The organism is Bradyrhizobium sp. BR 1432, from assembly GCF_051547705.1.
GTDB lineage: Bacteria > Pseudomonadota > Alphaproteobacteria > Rhizobiales > Xanthobacteraceae > Bradyrhizobium > Bradyrhizobium zhanjiangense.
Genome location: NZ_JBPUGF010000003.1, coordinates 6,183,673 through 6,200,948, shown reverse-complemented (window position 1 = coordinate 6,200,948; position 17,276 = coordinate 6,183,673). Strand labels below are relative to the sequence as shown.

Annotated in this window: 15 protein-coding genes and 2 pseudogenes; 3 read left to right on the top strand and 14 right to left on the bottom strand. The window is 64.3% G+C overall.

Annotated features, from left to right (window positions below):
- Positions 1-4 precede the first annotated feature (4 nt).
- The 14 genes and pseudogenes from nuoI to ACSKB8_RS30020 form a co-directional block, all read right to left on the bottom strand.
- Positions 5-499, bottom strand: coding sequence for an NADH-quinone oxidoreductase subunit NuoI (gene nuoI, locus ACSKB8_RS30085; RefSeq protein WP_433995575.1), 495 nt, complete (start codon positions 497-499; stop codon positions 5-7).
- A gap of 8 nt (positions 500-507) precedes the next feature.
- Entirely contained in the window at positions 508-1,575 is a 1,068-nt protein-coding gene (nuoH, locus tag ACSKB8_RS30080) for an NADH-quinone oxidoreductase subunit NuoH (protein ID WP_091885977.1), read from the bottom strand.
- 10 nt (positions 1,576-1,585) lie between these two features.
- Positions 1,586-3,663: pseudogene (gene nuoG, locus ACSKB8_RS30075) on the bottom strand (NADH-quinone oxidoreductase subunit NuoG).
- Positions 3,664-3,668: 5 nt separating this feature from the next.
- A pseudogene (gene nuoF, locus ACSKB8_RS30070) lies at positions 3,669-4,995 on the bottom strand (NADH-quinone oxidoreductase subunit NuoF).
- A gap of 15 nt (positions 4,996-5,010) precedes the next feature.
- Positions 5,011-5,217, bottom strand: coding sequence for a hypothetical protein (locus tag ACSKB8_RS30065; RefSeq protein WP_438108007.1), 207 nt, complete (start codon positions 5,215-5,217; stop codon positions 5,011-5,013).
- Positions 5,217-5,828, bottom strand: coding sequence for an NADH-quinone oxidoreductase subunit NuoE (gene nuoE / locus ACSKB8_RS30060; protein ID WP_091885987.1), 612 nt, complete (start codon positions 5,826-5,828; stop codon positions 5,217-5,219). The genes ACSKB8_RS30065 and nuoE overlap by 1 nt, the downstream gene beginning before the upstream one ends.
- Positions 5,829-5,840: 12 nt before the next feature.
- Complete coding sequence (locus ACSKB8_RS30055) at positions 5,841-6,818, bottom strand: FkbM family methyltransferase (protein ID WP_438108006.1); 978 nt, start codon at positions 6,816-6,818, stop codon at positions 5,841-5,843.
- Positions 6,818-8,014 (bottom strand): NADH-quinone oxidoreductase subunit D, encoded by a 1,197-nt coding sequence (locus tag ACSKB8_RS30050; RefSeq protein WP_091885993.1) that lies wholly within the window; start codon positions 8,012-8,014, stop codon positions 6,818-6,820. Before ACSKB8_RS30050 ends, ACSKB8_RS30055 begins: the two co-directional genes overlap by 1 nt.
- A 2-nt stretch (positions 8,015-8,016) precedes the next feature.
- A complete protein-coding gene (locus tag ACSKB8_RS30045) occupies positions 8,017-8,628 on the bottom strand; it encodes an NADH-quinone oxidoreductase subunit C (protein ID WP_438108005.1) in 612 nt (203 codons plus the stop codon).
- An 11-nt stretch (positions 8,629-8,639) separates the two neighbouring features.
- Positions 8,640-9,230, bottom strand: coding sequence for a NuoB/complex I 20 kDa subunit family protein (locus ACSKB8_RS30040; RefSeq protein ID WP_438108004.1), 591 nt, complete (start codon positions 9,228-9,230; stop codon positions 8,640-8,642).
- Complete coding sequence (locus tag ACSKB8_RS30035) at positions 9,221-9,586, bottom strand: NADH-quinone oxidoreductase subunit A (RefSeq protein WP_091886001.1); 366 nt, start codon at positions 9,584-9,586, stop codon at positions 9,221-9,223. The genes ACSKB8_RS30040 and ACSKB8_RS30035 overlap by 10 nt, the downstream gene beginning before the upstream one ends.
- Positions 9,587-10,028: 442 nt before the next feature.
- Positions 10,029-11,063, bottom strand: coding sequence for a PepSY-associated TM helix domain-containing protein (locus ACSKB8_RS30030; RefSeq protein ID WP_438108003.1), 1,035 nt, complete (start codon positions 11,061-11,063; stop codon positions 10,029-10,031).
- Positions 11,064-11,182: 119 nt separating this feature from the next.
- Positions 11,183-13,438, bottom strand: a complete 2,256-nt coding sequence (locus tag ACSKB8_RS30025; protein WP_438110738.1) for a TonB-dependent siderophore receptor — start codon at positions 13,436-13,438, stop codon at positions 11,183-11,185.
- A gap of 176 nt (positions 13,439-13,614) precedes the next feature.
- Positions 13,615-14,130 carry a MarR family winged helix-turn-helix transcriptional regulator gene (locus ACSKB8_RS30020; RefSeq protein ID WP_438108002.1) on the bottom strand — a complete coding sequence of 172 codons (516 nt, stop codon included), beginning with the start codon at positions 14,128-14,130 and terminating at the stop codon, positions 13,615-13,617.
- A gap of 184 nt (positions 14,131-14,314) precedes the next feature.
- Between ACSKB8_RS30020 and ACSKB8_RS30015 the strand changes: the two genes are divergently transcribed.
- From ACSKB8_RS30015 to ACSKB8_RS30005, 3 genes are all read left to right on the top strand, one after another.
- Positions 14,315-15,505: a Rieske 2Fe-2S domain-containing protein gene (locus ACSKB8_RS30015; protein WP_438108001.1), complete on the top strand. Its 1,191-nt coding sequence runs from the start codon at positions 14,315-14,317 to the stop codon at positions 15,503-15,505.
- Between the two features lie 45 nt (positions 15,506-15,550).
- Positions 15,551-16,843, top strand: a complete 1,293-nt coding sequence (locus ACSKB8_RS30010) for a spinster family MFS transporter (RefSeq protein WP_438108000.1) — start codon at positions 15,551-15,553, stop codon at positions 16,841-16,843.
- Between the two features lie 142 nt (positions 16,844-16,985).
- Positions 16,986-17,189: a hypothetical protein gene (locus tag ACSKB8_RS30005; RefSeq protein WP_370985992.1), complete on the top strand. Its 204-nt coding sequence runs from the start codon at positions 16,986-16,988 to the stop codon at positions 17,187-17,189.
- Positions 17,190-17,276 lie beyond the last annotated feature (87 nt).

The window sequence follows — 17,276 nt, the reverse complement described above, 5'->3', positions numbered from 1 at the left end:
CACCTCACCGGTACGGCGCGTCGAGCTCGATCGCTTTGGCGATCTCGCGTTCCCAGCGGTCGCCGTTGGCGAGCAGCTTGGCCTTGTCATAGAACAGTTCCTCACGGGTCTCGGTCGCGAACTCGAAGTTCGGACCTTCGACGATGGCGTCGACCGGACAGGCCTCCTGGCAGAGGCCGCAATAGATGCATTTCACCATGTCGATGTCGTAGCGCACGGTACGGCGGGTGCCGTCGTTGCGGCGCGGGCCGGCCTCGATGGTGATGGCCTGCGCCGGGCAGATGGCTTCGCACAGCTTGCAGGCGATGCAGCGCTCTTCGCCGTTCGGATAGCGGCGCAGCGCATGCTCGCCGCGGAAGCGCGGCGAGATCGGGTTCTTCTCGAACGGATAGTTGATGGTCGGCTTCGGCTGGAAGAAATAGCGCATGGCGAGGAAGAACGCCGAGACGAATTCCGACAGCAGAAGCGAGCGTGCAGTGGCGTTGACGTTGATACCCATGGCGGACCTCACTTCGGCGCGATGCCGGCGAAATGCAGCACGCCGGCCACCACGATCACCATCGCCAGCGAGATCGGCAGGAACACCTTCCAGCCGAGGCGCATCAGTTGATCGTAGCGGTAGCGCGGCACGATCGCCTTGGCCATCGCGAACAGGAAGAACATGAAGAACAGTTTCAGCGAGAACCAGATGATCCCCGGCACCCAGTTGAAGGGCGGCAGGTCGACCGGCGGCAGCCAGCCTCCCAGGAACAGGATCGTCGCCAACGCGCACATCGTGACGATCGCGACATACTCGCCGAGCATGAACAAGAGGTACGGCGTCGAGCCGTATTCGACCATGAAGCCGGCGACGAGCTCGGATTCGGCCTCCACGAGATCGAACGGCGGACGGTTGGTTTCCGCCAGTGCCGAGACGTAGAACACCACGAACATCGGGAACAGCGGCCAGACGTACCAGTTCAGGATGGTGAGCTGCGGCAGCCCGATCAGGCTGGCAAGACCGCGCGCATGCTGGGCCTCGACCACGGCCGTGAGGTTCAGCGTGCCGGCGCAGAGCAGCACCGTGATGATGACGAAGCCGATCGAGACTTCGTAGGACACCATCTGCGCCGCCGAGCGCAACGCGGCCAGGAACGGGTATTTCGAGTTCGACGACCAACCGGCCATGATGATGCCGTAGATCGACAGCGACGAGATCGCGAAGATGAAGAGGATTCCGACATTGATGTCGGAGATCACCCAGCCGAGATTGGTCGGGATCACCGCCCAGGCGGCGAGCGCGAGCACGCAGGACACCAGCGGCGCCAGCAGGAACACGCCCTTGTTGGCGCCGGCCGGGATGATCGGCTCCTTCAGCACGAACTTGAGCAAGTCCGCGAAGGACTGCAGCAGGCCCCAGGGGCCGACCACGTTCGGGCCGCGGCGGATCTGCACCGCCGCCCAGATCTTGCGGTCGGCGAGCAGGATGTAGGCGATCGCGACCAAGAGGACGACGAGCACCAGGACGCTCTCCGCGACCATGATGATCAGCGGCCAGAGGAACCCGGTCCAGAATGCGCTTTCGAAGAATTCCATCAGATCACGCTCACTCCGCTGCGGTCAGCATGTGCCCGGAGGCGAGGCGCGAGCATTCCGCCATCACGGCGGACGCACGCGCGATTGGGTTGGTCAGGTAGAAGTCCTCGACCAGTGGCTTGAACGGCGCCTTCTCCGGCGAGCCGCCCTTCCCCGCCAGCTTCTTGATCTGGTCGGCGGAGCCGGCCTCGATCTGGTCGAGGCGGATCAGATGCGGCACGGCCTTGAAGATCGCCTGACGCAGGGCGGCAAGCAAGTCATAGCCGAGCCTTCTTGCCGAGCGCTTCCGACAGCGCGCGGATGATCGCCCAGTCCTCGCGGGCTTCACCCGGCGGGAACGCGGCGCGGCCGGTCATCTGCACGCGGCCCTCGGTGTTGACGTAGATCGCGGACTTCTCGGTGTAGGCCGCTGCCGGCAGGATCACGTCGGCGCGGTGCGCGCCGCGGTCACCATGGGTGCCGATATAGACGACGAAGGTGCCATCCGGCGCCTTGATCTCGTCGGCCCCTAACAGGAACAACAGATCGAGCGTTCCGAACGTCGTCGATTTGTGCCGCGTTCAGCCCGCCCGCGCTGGCAGAGAAGCCGATATCGAGCGCGCCGACGCGCGAGGCGGTCTCGTGCAGCACGCCAAAACCGTTCCAGCCGTCCTTCACCGCACCGACATCGAGCGCGAGCTTGGCGCTGGCGGCGAGGATGGCGGCGCCGTCGTGACGCGAGGCCGCGCCCGCGCCGACCAGGATGATCGGGTGCTTGGCGTTCTTTAGCACGTCCATGAAGGAGTGCTTGCCCGCCGCGAGCTCGCCGAGCGTCTCGGTGCCCGCGCCGAGATGGTCATAGTCGTAGGTCAGGTCGACCTTGGCACCGATCACACCGATCTTGAAGCCGCCGGCGCGCCAGCGCTTGCGGATGCGGGCATTGAACACGGCCGCCTCTTTGCGCGGATTGGCGCCGATGATGAGCAGCGCGTCGGCCTGCTCCACGCCTACGAGCGTCGGGTTGAAGATGTAGGAGCCGCGGCCGAGCGCGGGATCGAAGGCGTCGCCGCCCTGCACCGCCAGATTGCCCGAGCCATATTTGGCGAGCAGGTCCTTCAGCGCGAACATCTCCTCGACACCGGCGAGGTCACCGGCGATCGCACCGATGCGCTTGCCGTCAGTGCGCGCCGCCTTGGCCGCGATCGCGGCGAAGGCCTCGGGCCAGCTCGCCGCACGCAGCTTGCCGGCTTCACGGATATAGGGCCGGTCGAGGCGCTGGGTGCGCAAGCCGTCGACGATGTGGCGGGTCTTGTCGGAGATCCACTCCTCGTTCACGGCCTCATTGATGCGCGGCAGCACACGCATCACCTCACGGCCGCGGGTATCGACGCGGATCGCCGATCCCAGGCCATCCATCACGTCGATCGACTGGGTCTTGCCGAGCTCCCAGGGACGCGCCGCAAACGCATAAGGCTTCGAGGTCAGCGCGCCGACCGGACAGATGTCGACGAGGTTGCCCTGCAATTCCGACGTCAGCGCGTGCTCGAGATAGGTCGTGATCTCCATGTCCTCGCCGCGGCCGGTTGCGCCCATCTCGGGCGCGCCGGCGACTTCCGCCGAGAAGCGGACGCAGCGCGTGCACTGGATGCAGCGGTTCATCGAGGTCTTGACCAGCGCGCCGAGATATTTGTCCTCGACCGCGCGCTTGTTCTCGGCGAAGCGGCTGGTGTCGACACCGTAGCCCATCGCCTGGTCCTGCAGGTCGCACTCGCCGCCTTGGTCGCAGATCGGGCAGTCCAGCGGATGGTTGATCAGCAAGAATTCCATCACGCCTTCGCGTGCCTTCTTCACCATCGGCGAACGCGTCGAGATCTCCGGCGGCTCGCCCTTGGGGCCCGGACGGCAGTCGCGCACGCCCCAGGCGCAGCTTGCGACAGGCTTCGGGCCGCCCTTCACTTCGACGAGGCACATCCGGCAATTGCCGGCGATCGACAGCCGCTCGTGATAGCAGAAGCGCGGAATTTCGGCGCCCGCGGCCTCGCACGCCTGGAGCAGCGTGTACTCGGCGGGCACATCGATCTCTTTGCCGTCGATGATGAGCTTGGTCATTTATCCTACTCCGCCGCGACCATGTTCACGGGATCGCGGACGCCGATATCGTCGATGTCGGCCCTGTGCGAATATTGGTCGATGCGCGCTTCGATCTCGTGACGGAAATGGGCGATCAGGCCCTGGATCGGCCAGGCCGCGGCATCGCCGAGCGCGCAGATGGTGTGGCCCTCGACCTGCTTCGTCACTTCAAGCAGCATGTCGATCTCGCGCTTGTGGGCGCGGCCTTCGGCCATGCGGGTGAGCACGCGCCACATCCACCCCGTGCCCTCGCGGCACGGCGTGCACTGGCCGCAGCTCTCATGCTTGTAGAAATAGGAGATGCGGGCGATCGCACGGATCAGGTCGGTCGACTTGTCCATCACGATGACGGCCGCGGTGCCGAGGCCCGAGCGCAGCTTGCTCAAGCTGTCGAAATCCATCGGCGTGTCGATGATCTGCTCGGCCGGCACCATGCGCACGGAGGAGCCGCCGGGGATCACGGCCTTGAGGTTGTCCCAGCCGCCGCGGATGCCACCGCAATGCTTGTCGATCAGTTCGCGGAACGGAATGCCCATGGCCTCTTCGACGTTGCAGGGCCGCTCGACATGGCCGGAGATGCAGAAGAGTTTGGTGCCGACATTGTTCGGACGGCCAATGCCGGCGAACCATGCCGCGCCACGGCGCAGGATGTCCGGCGCGACCGCGATGGACTCGACGTTGTTGACGGTGGTCGGACAGCCGAACAGGCCGACATTGGCCGGGAACGGCGGCTTCAGCCGCGGCTGGCCCTTCTTGCCTTCGAGGCTTTCGAGCAGCGCGGTCTCTTCGCCGCAGATATAGGCGCCGGCGCCGTGGGCGACGTAAAGGTCGAACGGCCAGCCGTTGACGTTGTCCTTGCCGATCAGCTTGGCCTCATAGGCCTGGTCGATCGCGGCCTGAAGGCGCTCGCGCTCGCGGATGAATTCACCGCGGACATAGATGTAGCAGGCATGCGCGTTCATCGCGAAGCTCGCGATCAGGCAGCCCTCGACCAGGAGATGCGGATCGTGCCGCATGATCTCGCGATCCTTGCAGGTGCCGGGTCTCGGATTCGTCGGCATTGACGACGAGATAGCTCGGCCGGCCGTCGGTCGATTCCTTCGGCATGAACGACCATTTCAGGCCGGTCGGGAAGCCGGCGCCGCCGCGGCCGCGCAGGCCCGACGCCTTCATCTCGTTGATGATCCAGTCGCGGCCCTTGTCGATGATGGCCTTGGTGCCATCCCAGGCGCCGCGGCGCCGCGCACCCTCGAGCCCCCAATCGTGAAGGCCGTAGAGGTTCTTGAAGATGCGGTCCTTGTCCTCGAGCATATCAGTGCTTTCCGATCAACGATTGGACTGCTTGTAGGCAAGTCCGGCGGCGCAGACGGCGAAGGTCAGCGCCCAGAGCAGACTGGTTTCCAGCGACGCGTTCAGGCTGAAACGCTGCAGCAGGAAAATGAACGCGGCCGCCAACGCGGCGTGCATCGCGATGAAGCCCCACTTCTTCATGGCACCGCTCCCCTGCACTGAAGGCGACGAGAGATCACGCATCAGGTGATCTCCTTCAGCGTGGTCGGCCCCGTAATCGGCGCCGAGAACTGGCGGCCGTTCTGCGGGCCGGGCTTCGGCGGATTGCCCGATGCAAAACCGTCGAGCACCTTGCCAAAGCTCTCCTTGGTCAGGTCCTCATAGGTGTCCTTGCCGATCAGCACCATCGGCGCGTTCACGCAGGCGCCCAGGCACTCCACCTCTTCCCAGCTGAAATTGCCGTCCTTCGAGAGATGGAAGGGCTCGTGATGGATGCGGTGCTCGCAGACGTGGATCAGATCCTCGGCACCGCGCAGGCGGCACGGCGTGGTGCCGCAAACCTGGACGTGGGCCTTCTTGCCGACGGGGGCGAGCTGGAACATCGTGTAGAAGGTCGCAACTTCGAGCACGCGGATATAGGGCATGTCGAGCATGTCGGCGATGACGCGGATCGCGGCTTCCGAGACCCAGCCCTCGTTCTGCTCCTGCGCGCGCCAGAGGATGGCGATGACCGCGGAGGCCTGCCGTCCGGCCGGATATTTCGCGATCTGCTGCCGCGCGAATGCGAGGTTCTCCTCCGTGAACGCAAAGCTCGCGGGCTGGACTTCCTTCGGTGCTAATCGGCGAACGGACATCTCTTCAATCTCTCACTGCATGCGGCGCGCGGACTTGGCATTCAGATTCTTGGCATTCAGGGCATCGATCCTGTCCTGCCAGAATGCGCTTGCGGTGCCGAAAACGTTGTAGCCGACATGGGTCGAGACCTTGATGCGGTCGAGGATCGACAGCTCGGTCACGGTCTCCATCCGGTTGCTGCGCGGATCGAACACGATCAGCTTCAGCGGGGTCTGTTCGAGGATGTAGCGCGACACCGCATGAGAGCGGTCGCTGCCGTGCTCCTCGCACATGATGACGCTGTCGGCCTGGAGTAGCCGGGCACCGCCCTTGATCGCCTCGATCTCGACGCCCTCGACGTCGAGCTTGATCAGATACTTGCCGCTGGAGGCAACCTTGCCGTCGTCGATCAGATTGTCGAGCGCGATGACAGGCACCTCCTCGCCGCCCACTGAGGGATCGCCGGCGATGCTGAAGGCTTCGTGCTTGGTACCAGACAAGCGCGCGGTGCCGCGCGCTGCACCGATCGCGCATTTCATCGTCTCGAAGCGGCCCTCGTTGATGCGGGCGTTGTTGGCTAGCTTCGGATAGTTCTGACCCGACGGCTCGATCGCAATCGCCTTGTGCGAACCGAACGGCCTGCTCGAGACCAGCACCGACCAGTAGCCGTAATTGGCGCCGCAATCGAGCAGCGTGTAGTCGACGTCGATGGAGTCGGCGAATAGCAGCTCGAGCTCGTCCTCGTAGTTGTAGGAGCGGTTGAGCAGCTTGCTCCAATAGCCGTCGCCATAAGGGAATTCGAACACGGCGTCGGGATTGAGCCTGATCGCGATGTTGCGCTTGGGCAGCGTCTTCGCCAGCAAATTGGCGCAAGCGATGTAGCCCATATGCGAGAAGTGCGAGGAGATCTTCGATCCCGTCACCAGCGCCAAGGCAGCCGTCCGCTCCCACAGGTTGGCCCCTTCAAGGGCCCCCGAGGCACGGTCAAACTGGATTGGCGCCTGCGCCATCACCGATCGACCTCTCCGAACACGATGTCGAGCGAGCCGAGGATCGCCGAGACGTCGGCGAGCAGATGGCCGCGGCAGACGTGGTCCATGGCCTGCAGATGGGCAAAGCCCGGCGCGCGGATCTTGCACTTGTACGGCTTGTTGGTGCCGTCGGAGACGAGATAGACGCCGAACTCGCCCTTGGGGGCCTCGACCGCGGCGTAGACTTCGCCGGGCGGAACGTGGACGCCCTCGGTGTAGAGCTTGAAGTGGTGGATCAGCGCTTCCATCGAGCGCTTCATCTCGCCACGGCGCGGCGGCGCGACCTTGTTGTCGGCGACGACGACCGGGCCCTTGCCCTCGGGCGCGTTCAGCTTCTGGATGCACTGCTTCATGATGCGCACGGATTGGCGCATCTCTTCCATGCGGATCAGATAGCGGTCGTAGCAGTCGCCGTTCTTGCCGATCGGAATGTCGAAATCCATCTCGGCATAGCATTCATAGGGCTGCGACTTGCGCAGGTCCCAGGCCGCGCCCGAGCCGCGCACCATCACGCCCGAGAAACCCCACTCCCAGGCCTCCTTGAGTGACACGACGCCGATGTCGACGTTGCGCTGCTTGAAGATGCGGTTGGCGGTGAGCAGACGGTCGAGGTCGTCGACCACCTTCAGGAACGGATCGCACCAGGCCTCGATGTCGTCGACCAGCTTCTGCGGCAGATCCTGATGCACGCCGCCGACGCGGAAGAAGGCTGCATGCATACGGCTGCCCGAGGCGCGCTCGTAGAACACCATCAGCTTCTCGCGCTCTTCGAAACCCCACAGCGGCGGGGTCAGCGCGCCGACGTCCATCGCCTGCGTGGTGACGTTGAGCAGATGCGACAGGATGCGGCCGATCTCGCAATAGAGCACGCGGATGAGCTGGCCGCGGCGCGGCACCTCAATGCCGAGCAGCCTTTCGGCAGCAAGACAGAAGGCATGCTCCTGGTTCATCGGCGCGACGTAGTCCAGGCGATCGAAATAGGGAATCGCCTGCAGGTAGGTCTTCTGCTCGATCAGCTTTTCGGTACCGCGGTGAAGCAGGCCGATATGCGGATCGACGCGTTCGACGACTTCGCCGTCGAGCTCCAGCACCAGCCGCAACACGCCGTGCGCCGCCGGATGCTGCGGGCCGAAATTGATGGTGAAGTTACGGAGATTTTGCGGTTGCTCGTTCATGATCAGCTCTTCGGCCCCGCTTTTTCATCCCCCGGCAACGGATAGTCCGCCCCTTCCCATGGCGAGAGGAAATCGAATTTGCGGAACTCCTGGTTGAGCCTGACGGGCTCGTACACCACCCGCTTCTCCTGGTCGTCGTAGCGAACCTCGACGAAGCCGGTCAGCGGGAAATCCTTGCGCAGCGGATGGCCCTCGAAACCGTAATCGGTGAGGATGCGGCGCATGTCGGGATGGCCGACGAAGAACACGCCGTAGAGGTCGTAGGCCTCGCGCTCGAACCAGTCGGCGCCGGGGAATTCGTCGATCAGAGACGGCACCTGCGTGGTCTCGTCGGCTTGGGCCTTGAGCCGGATCCGCGTGTTCAGCGTCGGGGACAGGAAGTGATAGATCACGTCGAAACGCTTCTCGCGATCCGGATAGTCCACCGCCGTGATGTCGGTGATGTTGACGAAGCGGCAGTTCGGATCGTCGCGCAGGTACTTGACCACCTCGACGATCTTGGCCGCCTCGACGTCCACCGTGAGCTGGTTGAAGGCCACCGAGTGACCGGTAGCGGCGCCCGGAAGCGCGCTAACGATCGTCTGCCCCAGGGCGTTGAGCTTGGCGTCGTCCATGACGTAAAACCTTAGCGTTCGATGGTGCCGGTGCGGCGGATCTTCTTCTGCAGCAGCAGCACGCCGTAGAGCAGCGCTTCCGCCGTAGGCGGGCAGCCCGGCACGTAGATGTCGATCGGCACGATGCGGTCGCAGCCGCGCACGACCGAGTAGGAATAGTGATAGTAGCCCCCGCCATTGGCGCAGGAGCCCATCGAGATGACGTAGCGCGGCTCGGGCATCTGGTCGTAGACCTTGCGCAGCGCCGGGGCCATCTTGTTGGTCAGGGTGCCCGCGACGATCATGACGTCGGACTGGCGCGGCGAGGCACGCGGCGCGAAGCCGAAGCGCTCGACGTCGTAGCGCGGCATCGAGACCTGCATCATCTCGACCGCGCAGCAGGCGAGACCAAAGGTCATCCACATCAAGGAGCCGGTGCGCGCCCAGGTGATGAGGTCGTCGGTCGCGGCAACGAAGAAGCCCTTGTCGGACAGCTCGTGCTTGACCTCGAGGAAGAACGGATCATCGGCCCCGACCGGCTTACCGGTCGACGGATCCAAAATGCCCTTGGGGGCCGGCGCAACGACCGGAGCCAAGGACTGAGTAGGAGGGTTCAATCCCATTCCAGTGCCCCTTTTTTCCATTCATAGGCGAACCCGACCGTCAGCACGGCGAGGAACACCACCATGGACCAGAAGCCGGTCGCGCCAAGCTTGCCGAACGCCACCGCCCAGGGAAACAGGAACGCCACCTCGAGGTCGAAGATGATGAAGAGGATGGCGACCAGGTAGAAGCGGACGTCGAATTTCATGCGGGCGTCGTCGAAGGCGTTGAAACCGCACTCATATGCCGACAGTTTTTCCGGGTCCGGCTGCTGGAACGCCACGATGAAGGGCGCGATCAGCAGCACGAGGCCGATGAGGCCCGCGACCCCTATAAAGACAACGAGTGGAAGATAGTTCTCTAGAATGCCGCTCATCGACGAGCCCTTTTTCCCGCAGCCTCGGGACAGCCACGGATTCGTCCGATTTGGAATTATTCTGAGCCTTAGCGCAGTGCACCAATGGGCGCAAGACACGCTCTTTTCAGGCCCTTTGCCGCTCCCAGAACGGTGGAAATCCCGGAATCACCCCGCGCTGGTATGGAGCAGATCAGCTGACCCAGCAAGGGCGATCCCGATCAGTCCACGCGCGCTCGGCCGTGACGGCCTTTGTTGGGAAGGCGCACTTTATCTAGGCTGGGGCGCAGCAAAGTCCAGATTACAACCAGGACAGGCGCCCCTACCGTCACCCAGGCGACATATTGGCCGGCCTCGCCCCAAAGCAACGCGGCCAGCAAGCCGGTGATGGTCGCAGCCCCGAGCAGGATAGGTGCAGCAAAGACACGTATCCACAGCCGCGGGCGGTCGGGCGAGCCATGCATCACGACGGGACCGGAACTCGTCTGGCGAATGCGTCAGCGCGGGCGGAGGACCGCTTCCGCCGCCGCGCCAGCCAGAGATAGAGGCCGCTGCCGATCACGACGATCGTGAGCACGTCGAGCGCGGCCCAGATCACCTTGAGCGGCATGCCACCGTAGTCGCCGAAATGCAGCGGCTGCGAGATCAAGAGCGCCTGCAGATAGAGCGGCAGTGCCCGGCTGTCGGCGACCTCCCCGCTTTCGCCATCCAGCAGGACAGGCTTGAGCAGCCGCGCCGTCAGGGCCGTATCGCCCCGCATGAAGGCGGCGAAATGATGCGAGGACGTGAACGGCGTGCCCGGAAACGCGATGAAGGCGATCTCCATGCCGGGAGCCGCCCCCTTCGCGCGCGCGACGACATCATCGAGTGAGGCGAGATGCGCGGGCGGCGGCTTGCCGGCATAGGGCGCGACCATGCTGGCGAGTTCGGTCGCCTTCCACTGGTTCAGCATCAGCTCGGCCCAGGTGTTGACGACTTCGGTCAGCCCGACCACCAGCGCCCAGGCCACGGTCACCGCGCCGATCAGGTTGTGCCAGTCGAGCCAGCGCACGCGGCGGGAGGCATGATCGCGGATGGTGGCAAAGCGCAGGCGGCGGGTGAACGGCCAATACAGCACCACGCCCGAGACGATGGCGACGGCGAACAAGAACCCCATCGCACCGAGGAACAGTTTTCCGGCCTGGCCAGCGAACATGTCGGTGTGCAGCTTGAGCACGATCAGCATCGGCCCGACGCCGACAGGCCCGAGCAGCTTGGCCGAGACCGCGTCGAAGGCTCGCACCGTCGCATTGTCGGGAACCCCGTCAGGGGCGCTGTTGGTGAAGGCCATCACGATCCCGGGCTCGTCCTTGTCCCAGGAGATATATTGCATCACCCGGCCGGGATCGGCGGCGAGCGCGGCCTCGGCGATTTGTTGAGGCGTCGCGCGCGCCGCGCTCGCATGAGCTTCGGGCTGGGGGGCATAGCCCAGGAGCTCATCGATCTCGTGGTGGAACACCAGCGGCAGGCCGGTCAGGCAGAGCAGCAGCCAGGAACACGGTCGAGATCAGGCTGGTCCAGTTATGGACCACGGACCAGAGCCTGACCGTGCGCGCCTTCACGACAGTCTCCCCTCGCCTACCACTTGTAGGAGACGCTGGCGGTCACGCGCCGGCGGTCGCCGTAGAAGCAGGACGTGGCCGACGCGCAGCTCGCGACGTACATCTTGTCGGTCACGTTGATCACGTTGAGCGCCGTCCGCCAGTTCTGCCATTCGTAGTGGACCGCGAGATCGCCGAGCACCACTGCGGGAACCTCGAGAGTGTTGGCCGTATCCGCCCAGGACGAGCCGACGTAGCGCACGCCGCCGCCGAAACCAAATCCTTCCAGCGGTCCGTCCTTGAAGGTGTAGTCGGCCCAGCCCGAGACCAGGAGCTCAGGCGTGTTGGTCGGCGTCTTGCCGACCAGCGCCGGATCGAGATCCTTGCTGTTGAAGAGATGATAGGCCGTGAAGGAGCCGATCAGCTTCAGCTCCCTCGTGGCATTGGCCACCGCTTCGAGCTCGATGCCGCGCGAGGTCACCTCGCCGGTCTGGTTTTGCAACACGGGTACGCTACCCGGCAATGTCGTCGCGACATTTTGCCGGACCAGATCGAAAGCCGAGACCGTGGAATCGCCGTCGAAGCCTTTTGGCGCGACCTTCACGCCGATTTCGGCCTGCTTGCCGGTCTCCGGCAGGAACAGCTGGTTCTGGGCGTTGAGGCCGATGATCGGGTTGTAGCTCGTCGAATAGGAGACGTAGGGCGCGATGCCATTGTCGAAATTGTAGATCAGCCCGGCGCGGCCGCTGAACCTGCTGTCATCGCGGCTGGCGACCAGAGCGCCGGTGTCGCGCGCTTCCTGCGTCGTCTCGACCCAGTCATTGCGCCCGCTCAGCACCAGCGTGAAGTTGCCGAGCTTCATCTGGTCCTGAAGATACGTGCCGGCCTGCTTCTGCGTGATCAGGAAGTTCCGGAACGGAGCGCTCGGTAATGGAACCTCGGCCGACCCGTAGACGGGATTGAAGACGTTGATCGCGGGCACGCCGAACCCGAAGGCCTGGTAGTCGTCGATCTGGTAGCCCCTCAGGTCGACCCCGAACAGCATCGTGTGCCTGACCGGGCCGGTGTCGAAGCGGTACTCGAGCTGGTTGTCGAGATTGGCCTGATTGGCAGTGTTCTTCGCATACCAATTGTACCGATTGAGAGTGGCCGTGTTGATGTCGGCCCAACCGTTGCCGACATAGCCGCGGTAGGTGATGTCGACATGCGCAAAGCGGGCGTTCTGACGGAACGTCAGGTCGTCAGTGAGATTGCGCTCGAACTGATAGCCGAGCATCTCCTGCTCGCGCGTGAACTTGTCGACGCTGGGATCGCCGACGAAGAAGCTGGTGGGAATTTTGCCGAACGACGCGCTGGTCACCGTCCCCTGGTAAGGCAGGAAGTTGATGCCGCGGGTGTCCTGCTTCGAGGCCGAGGCCAGCACCGTCAAGGTCGTGTCGGCATCCGGCTTCCAGGTGACCGACGGCGCGATGAAGTAGTTGTTGTCGGGCGTGAAGTTGACCTGGGTGCCGCCGTTCTGGACCTGGCCGACCACGCGGGCGAACAGCTTGCCGTTCTCGGGGCTCGTCGCGACCGGTCCGCCGAAATCGAAGCCGATATAGGCGTTGCCGAAATTGTTGACGCCGGTCTCGATATAGCGGATCGGCTCGGCCGGCGGCATCTTGCTGATGACGTTGACGATGCCGCTTGGGCTCGATCCGCCGTAGAGCACGGCTGACGGTCCGCGCAGCACCTCGACGCGCTCCATGTTGGGCGTCTGGAGCTTCCAGCTCGCATAGGACGTGTAGAACAGCTGCATGCCGTCGAGGAACAGTCCGATGTCCTCGGACTTGAAGCCGCGGATCAGCCACCAGTCGTTGCGGGTGTCTGTGCCAAACGTTCCGGCGCGCACGCCGGCGGTGTAGCGCAGCACCTCGTCGAGCTTGTTCGGCTTCTGGTCGCGGATCTGCTCGGCACCGATCACCGACACGGACTGCGGCGTCTCCATGATCGGCGTGTTGGTCTTGGTGCCGGACGAGCTGCGGCCGGCGACGTAGCCGTTCACCGGACCGCGCGGCGTCTCGACGAAGCCGACATTGCGCTGCGGCTGCGGCTTGTTCCTGTTGGCGGTCTGCTCCGACGACCGCGGCGCACGGCGCTGAGGGGTCGCCGCGGTGCGGCGGCGCGCTTCCGGCGCCGTGACCGTCACCGACGGAATGTTCTGCGCGCCACCCTGCGCGGACGATTGTGCGAGCGATGCCTGCGGCATCAAGACCCAAGCGGATGCGGTCGCCAACACGGCCGACCGCAGCATTCCAAGACTGTTCAACGCGCCACCCCAAGCTGCATGTTTTGATGCATCATGCCGCCAGTCCCCGCGGCGACATGCGCTGCGGTGACGCTTATGTGAGGGTGCGCGAATTGCCTAATTGAAAACTTCTTAGAAAGATTCTTAGAAGCGCTCCAACATTTCCAGAGATTGCCGAGACATCAGCGCGAATTCTTCTCGCTCTCGAGCATCTCGGCCGCGATCGCCGTGAGCTGATCGACCTGCCGAAGCAGTACTTGGAACTCGGCTTCGCTCAAATGTTGCAGCAGGCGCCGATTGCGTTCCTGCGCGCCATCGACAATCGCATCATGCGCGGCGAGGCCCGTCGCAGTCAGCGAGATCAGCACCTCGCGGCTGTCCTTCGGGTTTGCCGTTTTCGCGATCAGCTTGCGCGACAAGAGGTTTGCCAGCGCACGGCTGATCTGTCCCTTGTCCTGGCCGACCGCCTCGGCGAGCCGCGCCACGCTCATGGGCGGCCGCCGCCCAAGCGAGGCGACGAGACCGAACTCGACTGAGTTCAGTCCTGTGAGACGCTTGTAGCGCAGGATGGCGCCGCGCTTGAGCAGGTTGGCGAGCACCATCAGCCGCGACGACAGCATCGCGGTGACCGGCGCCGCCGGCGCGCTCTCGTCCGTTTCGGACGGCGTCGACCCGCCCCTGCTCTCCGTCTCGCTCATGATTCCACCTCTGCCAAGAAAGCCGGGGCGTGCCAAGCCCGGGTCACGGCGGCCTCCCCCAATCTGATCCGAATGCGTCTAAGAGGCATTTGGAAGATCGTTGACATTGTCATCGAATTATCTTTCACTCGGGACAAGGCATGAAAAAGGCCCGGCCAGCACGGCCCACAGCGGGAGGAGCAGCATGACCATCACCCAGCGGGATCGCGATCTCGGTACGGCCTATGCGATGAAGCCGGCGCATACGCGCACCGAGCTCACCTCGGTCGTGCGCGGCACGCCGATGGGCGAGCTGCTCCGCCGCTACTGGCACCCGGTCGGGCTCACCAGCGACGCCACCAACGCGCCGAAAAAGGTGCGCGCGCTCGGAGAGGATCTCGTGCTCTTCCGTGACAAGCATGGGCGCGCCGGCCTGTTGCACGCCCGCTGCTGCCATCGCGGCACCACGCTCTACTATGGCAAGGTCGAGGAGGACGGCATCCGCTGCTGCTATCACGGCTGGAAGTTCGACACCGAAGGCCACTGTCTGGAGCAGCCCTGCGAGCCTGACGGCGGCCAGTTCAAGGACAAGGTGCGTCAGCCCTGGTATCCGGTCGAGGAACGCTACGGCCTGATCTTCGCCTATATGGGCCCGGCCGAGAAACGTCCGGTGCTGCCGACCTACGAATGTCTGGAAAACATGGACGATGGCGAACTGGTCGATGCCGACGATTCCTCGATCGGCGGCGGCGGTCCCGCCATCATCCCCTGCAACTGGCTCCAGCACTTCGAGAACGTGGTCGATCCCTATCACGTGCCGGTGCTGCACGGCTCGTTCTCGGGCCCGCAATTCACCAACATGATGGCCTCGATCCCCGAGGTGAAGTTCGAGAAATCGCCGCGCGGCGTGCTCGTGCGCTCCGAGCGCAAGCAGGACGACGGCAAGGTGTTTTATCGCGTCAGCGAGGCCGCATTGCCGACGCTTCGCGTGGTGCCGAACCCGCGCGTTGCGCAATTCGCCCGCGTCGAGTCGATCGGCTGGGTGCTTCCGATCGACGATACGTCCTTCCGCATCTACGTCGCCGGCCGCGTCAAGAATCCAGGCGACATCGGCCGCATGCGCTCGAAGTTCAACGGCAAATTCTGGTGGGACATGACCGAGGAAGAGCATCAGCAATTCCCGGGCGACTACGAGGCCCAGGTCGGCCAGGGCGAGGTGACCGTCCACTCCGAGGAGCATTTCGGCCAGAGCGACCGCGGCATCCTGATGATCCGGCGCATGCTGAGCGATCAGCTCGACGCGCTCGCAGCAGGCCGTGATCCAATCGGCGTCTCGTTCGATGCAGCCGCGCCGCCGGTCGAATTCGAAGCGGGGAATTACATCCGCGAAGGCTAGAGCAGCTGGACCGACAACGACAACAAAGACAAATCGGGGGAAGCAATGGTCGATGTAGCGTCACAAATGTCGGTGCAAACGGCCGAAGCAAAGCCGTCGGGGCGGCGCTATTACGTGCTGGGCCTGCTCACCATCATCTATGCGCTGAATTTCCTCGATCGCACGATCTTCAACGTCCTGATCGAGCCCATCAAGAAGGAGTTTGCGCTCAGCGACACCATGATGGGCCTGCTCGCAGGCTTTGGTTTTGCGCTGTTCTACTCCCTGCTCGGCATCCCCATCGCGCGCGTCGCCGACCGGCTCAACCGGCGCAACATCGTCGCCCTCGCTTTCGCGTTCTGGAGCGCAATGACGGCACTGTGCGGCGCGGCGACCAGCCTAACCTCGCTGGCGCTGGCGCGCATCGGCGTCGGCATCGGCGAATCCGCGGGCTCGCCGGCCTCGCAATCGATCGTCGCCGATCTCTTTGCCAAGAACGAGCGTCCGCGCGCGCTCGGCATCTACGCCATTGGCACCTATCTCGGCGTCTTCCTCGGCTATTTCGTCGGCGGCTACGTCAACCAGCACTATGGCTGGCGCATGGCCTTCTACGTCGCGGGCCTGCCCGGCATCCTGCTCGCATTGTTGCTGTGGCTGACGATCTCCGAGCCCAAGCGCGGCGCAATGCAGGAGAGTTTCGTCCCCGAGCCGCTCGAGCCGACGCTGCGCTTCCTCGCCTCGCAGCGGAGCTTCGTGATCGTGCTGATCGGCTTCTGCCTCACCACCTACACGAACTACGCGACCGCAGCCTGGATCCCGCCGTTCCTGGCGCGCGTGCACCATCTGTCGAGCGCCGAGATCGGCACCTATGCCGGTGCCTTCAAGGGGCTCGCCGGCATGGCCGGCACCCTGCTCGGCGGCTTCGTGGTGGCGCAAATCAGCCGTCGTGACGACCGCTGGAAGCTATGGGCGCCCGCGGTCACCTCTGGCGTCGCCGGCCCGGTGTTCGCGCTGTGCATGCTGACGCAGGATTTTACGATGATGGTGGCCATGCTGGCGCTGACCTCGTTCCTGGTCGGCTTCCATCTCGGCCCCGTCTTCGCGATTGCGCAGACCGTGGCCAAGCCGAGCATGCGGGCGCTCGCTTCCGCGCTCATTGCCCTTACCGCGACCTGCTTCGGCCAGGGTGTCGGCCCGCTCGCCGTGGGCGCGGTCAACGATGCCCTCAAGGGCAGCTATGGCGCGGATGCCGTGCGCTACTCCTTGCTCTCGGCCGCTGTCACGACCACGCTCGGCGCCCTGCTGTTCATCTGGGCGGCCCGCTCGATCCGGGATGACATCGGCCGAGCGGCCGCCTAACGCCGCTTCAGGCCACCAGCCCGGCGAAACCAAGCGGGCGTATTAATGAAACCATTTTGCGGAACCCGCGAAACCATCCGGAAACAGAGAGTGCCTAGAAGAGGAGCCCATAGACGGCGGCAAAGCCCGTCGGGAGGCTCAGATGAACCACTCAATTCACTCTGCTGATCGTGCGACCCACCTGAAGATCGTGGTGGTGGCGCTGGTGGCCGGCATTGCGGTGGCCGGCTTCGGGATCGCGGCCCGCACCCATGCCGATTACAGCCAGACCGCTCAGTCCACCCACGTGATCAAGGCCGGCAAGCCTGTGGTGGTGACCAGCGCGGGCTCCTCGGAGATTCGCTGAGACGAAAGGTCCGATTTGACGCCAAACGGCCGCCCTTGGGCGGCCTTTTTGATGTCCAGCGACAGGTAAAGACAAGCCGCCAAGCCA

What these genes read in the sequence shown, in the direction of transcription:
- nuoI (WP_433995575.1), bottom strand. Translation starts at nt 499, where the DNA reads ATGGGTATCAACGTCAACGCCACTGCACGCTCGCTTCTGCTGTCGGAA.
- nuoH (WP_091885977.1), bottom strand. Translation starts at nt 1,575, where the DNA reads ATGGAATTCTTCGAAAGCGCATTCTGGACCGGGTTCCTCTGGCCGCTG.
- ACSKB8_RS30065 (WP_438108007.1), bottom strand. Translation starts at nt 5,217, where the DNA reads ATGCGTGATCTCTCGTCGCCTTCAGTGCAGGGGAGCGGTGCCATGAAG.
- nuoE (WP_091885987.1), bottom strand. Translation starts at nt 5,828, where the DNA reads ATGTCCGTTCGCCGATTAGCACCGAAGGAAGTCCAGCCCGCGAGCTTT.
- ACSKB8_RS30055 (WP_438108006.1), bottom strand. Translation starts at nt 6,818, where the DNA reads ATGGCGCAGGCGCCAATCCAGTTTGACCGTGCCTCGGGGGCCCTTGAA.
- ACSKB8_RS30050 (WP_091885993.1), bottom strand. Translation starts at nt 8,014, where the DNA reads ATGAACGAGCAACCGCAAAATCTCCGTAACTTCACCATCAATTTCGGC.
- ACSKB8_RS30045 (WP_438108005.1), bottom strand. Translation starts at nt 8,628, where the DNA reads ATGGACGACGCCAAGCTCAACGCCCTGGGGCAGACGATCGTTAGCGCG.
- ACSKB8_RS30040 (WP_438108004.1), bottom strand. Translation starts at nt 9,230, where the DNA reads ATGGGATTGAACCCTCCTACTCAGTCCTTGGCTCCGGTCGTTGCGCCG.
- ACSKB8_RS30035 (WP_091886001.1), bottom strand. Translation starts at nt 9,586, where the DNA reads ATGAGCGGCATTCTAGAGAACTATCTTCCACTCGTTGTCTTTATAGGG.
- ACSKB8_RS30025 (WP_438110738.1), bottom strand. Translation starts at nt 13,438, where the DNA reads ATGCTGCGGTCGGCCGTGTTGGCGACCGCATCCGCTTGGGTCTTGATG.
- ACSKB8_RS30020 (WP_438108002.1), bottom strand. Translation starts at nt 14,130, where the DNA reads ATGAGCGAGACGGAGAGCAGGGGCGGGTCGACGCCGTCCGAAACGGAC.
- ACSKB8_RS30015 (WP_438108001.1), top strand. Translation starts at nt 14,315, where the DNA reads ATGACCATCACCCAGCGGGATCGCGATCTCGGTACGGCCTATGCGATG.
- ACSKB8_RS30010 (WP_438108000.1), top strand. Translation starts at nt 15,551, where the DNA reads ATGGTCGATGTAGCGTCACAAATGTCGGTGCAAACGGCCGAAGCAAAG.
- ACSKB8_RS30005 (WP_370985992.1), top strand. Translation starts at nt 16,986, where the DNA reads ATGAACCACTCAATTCACTCTGCTGATCGTGCGACCCACCTGAAGATC.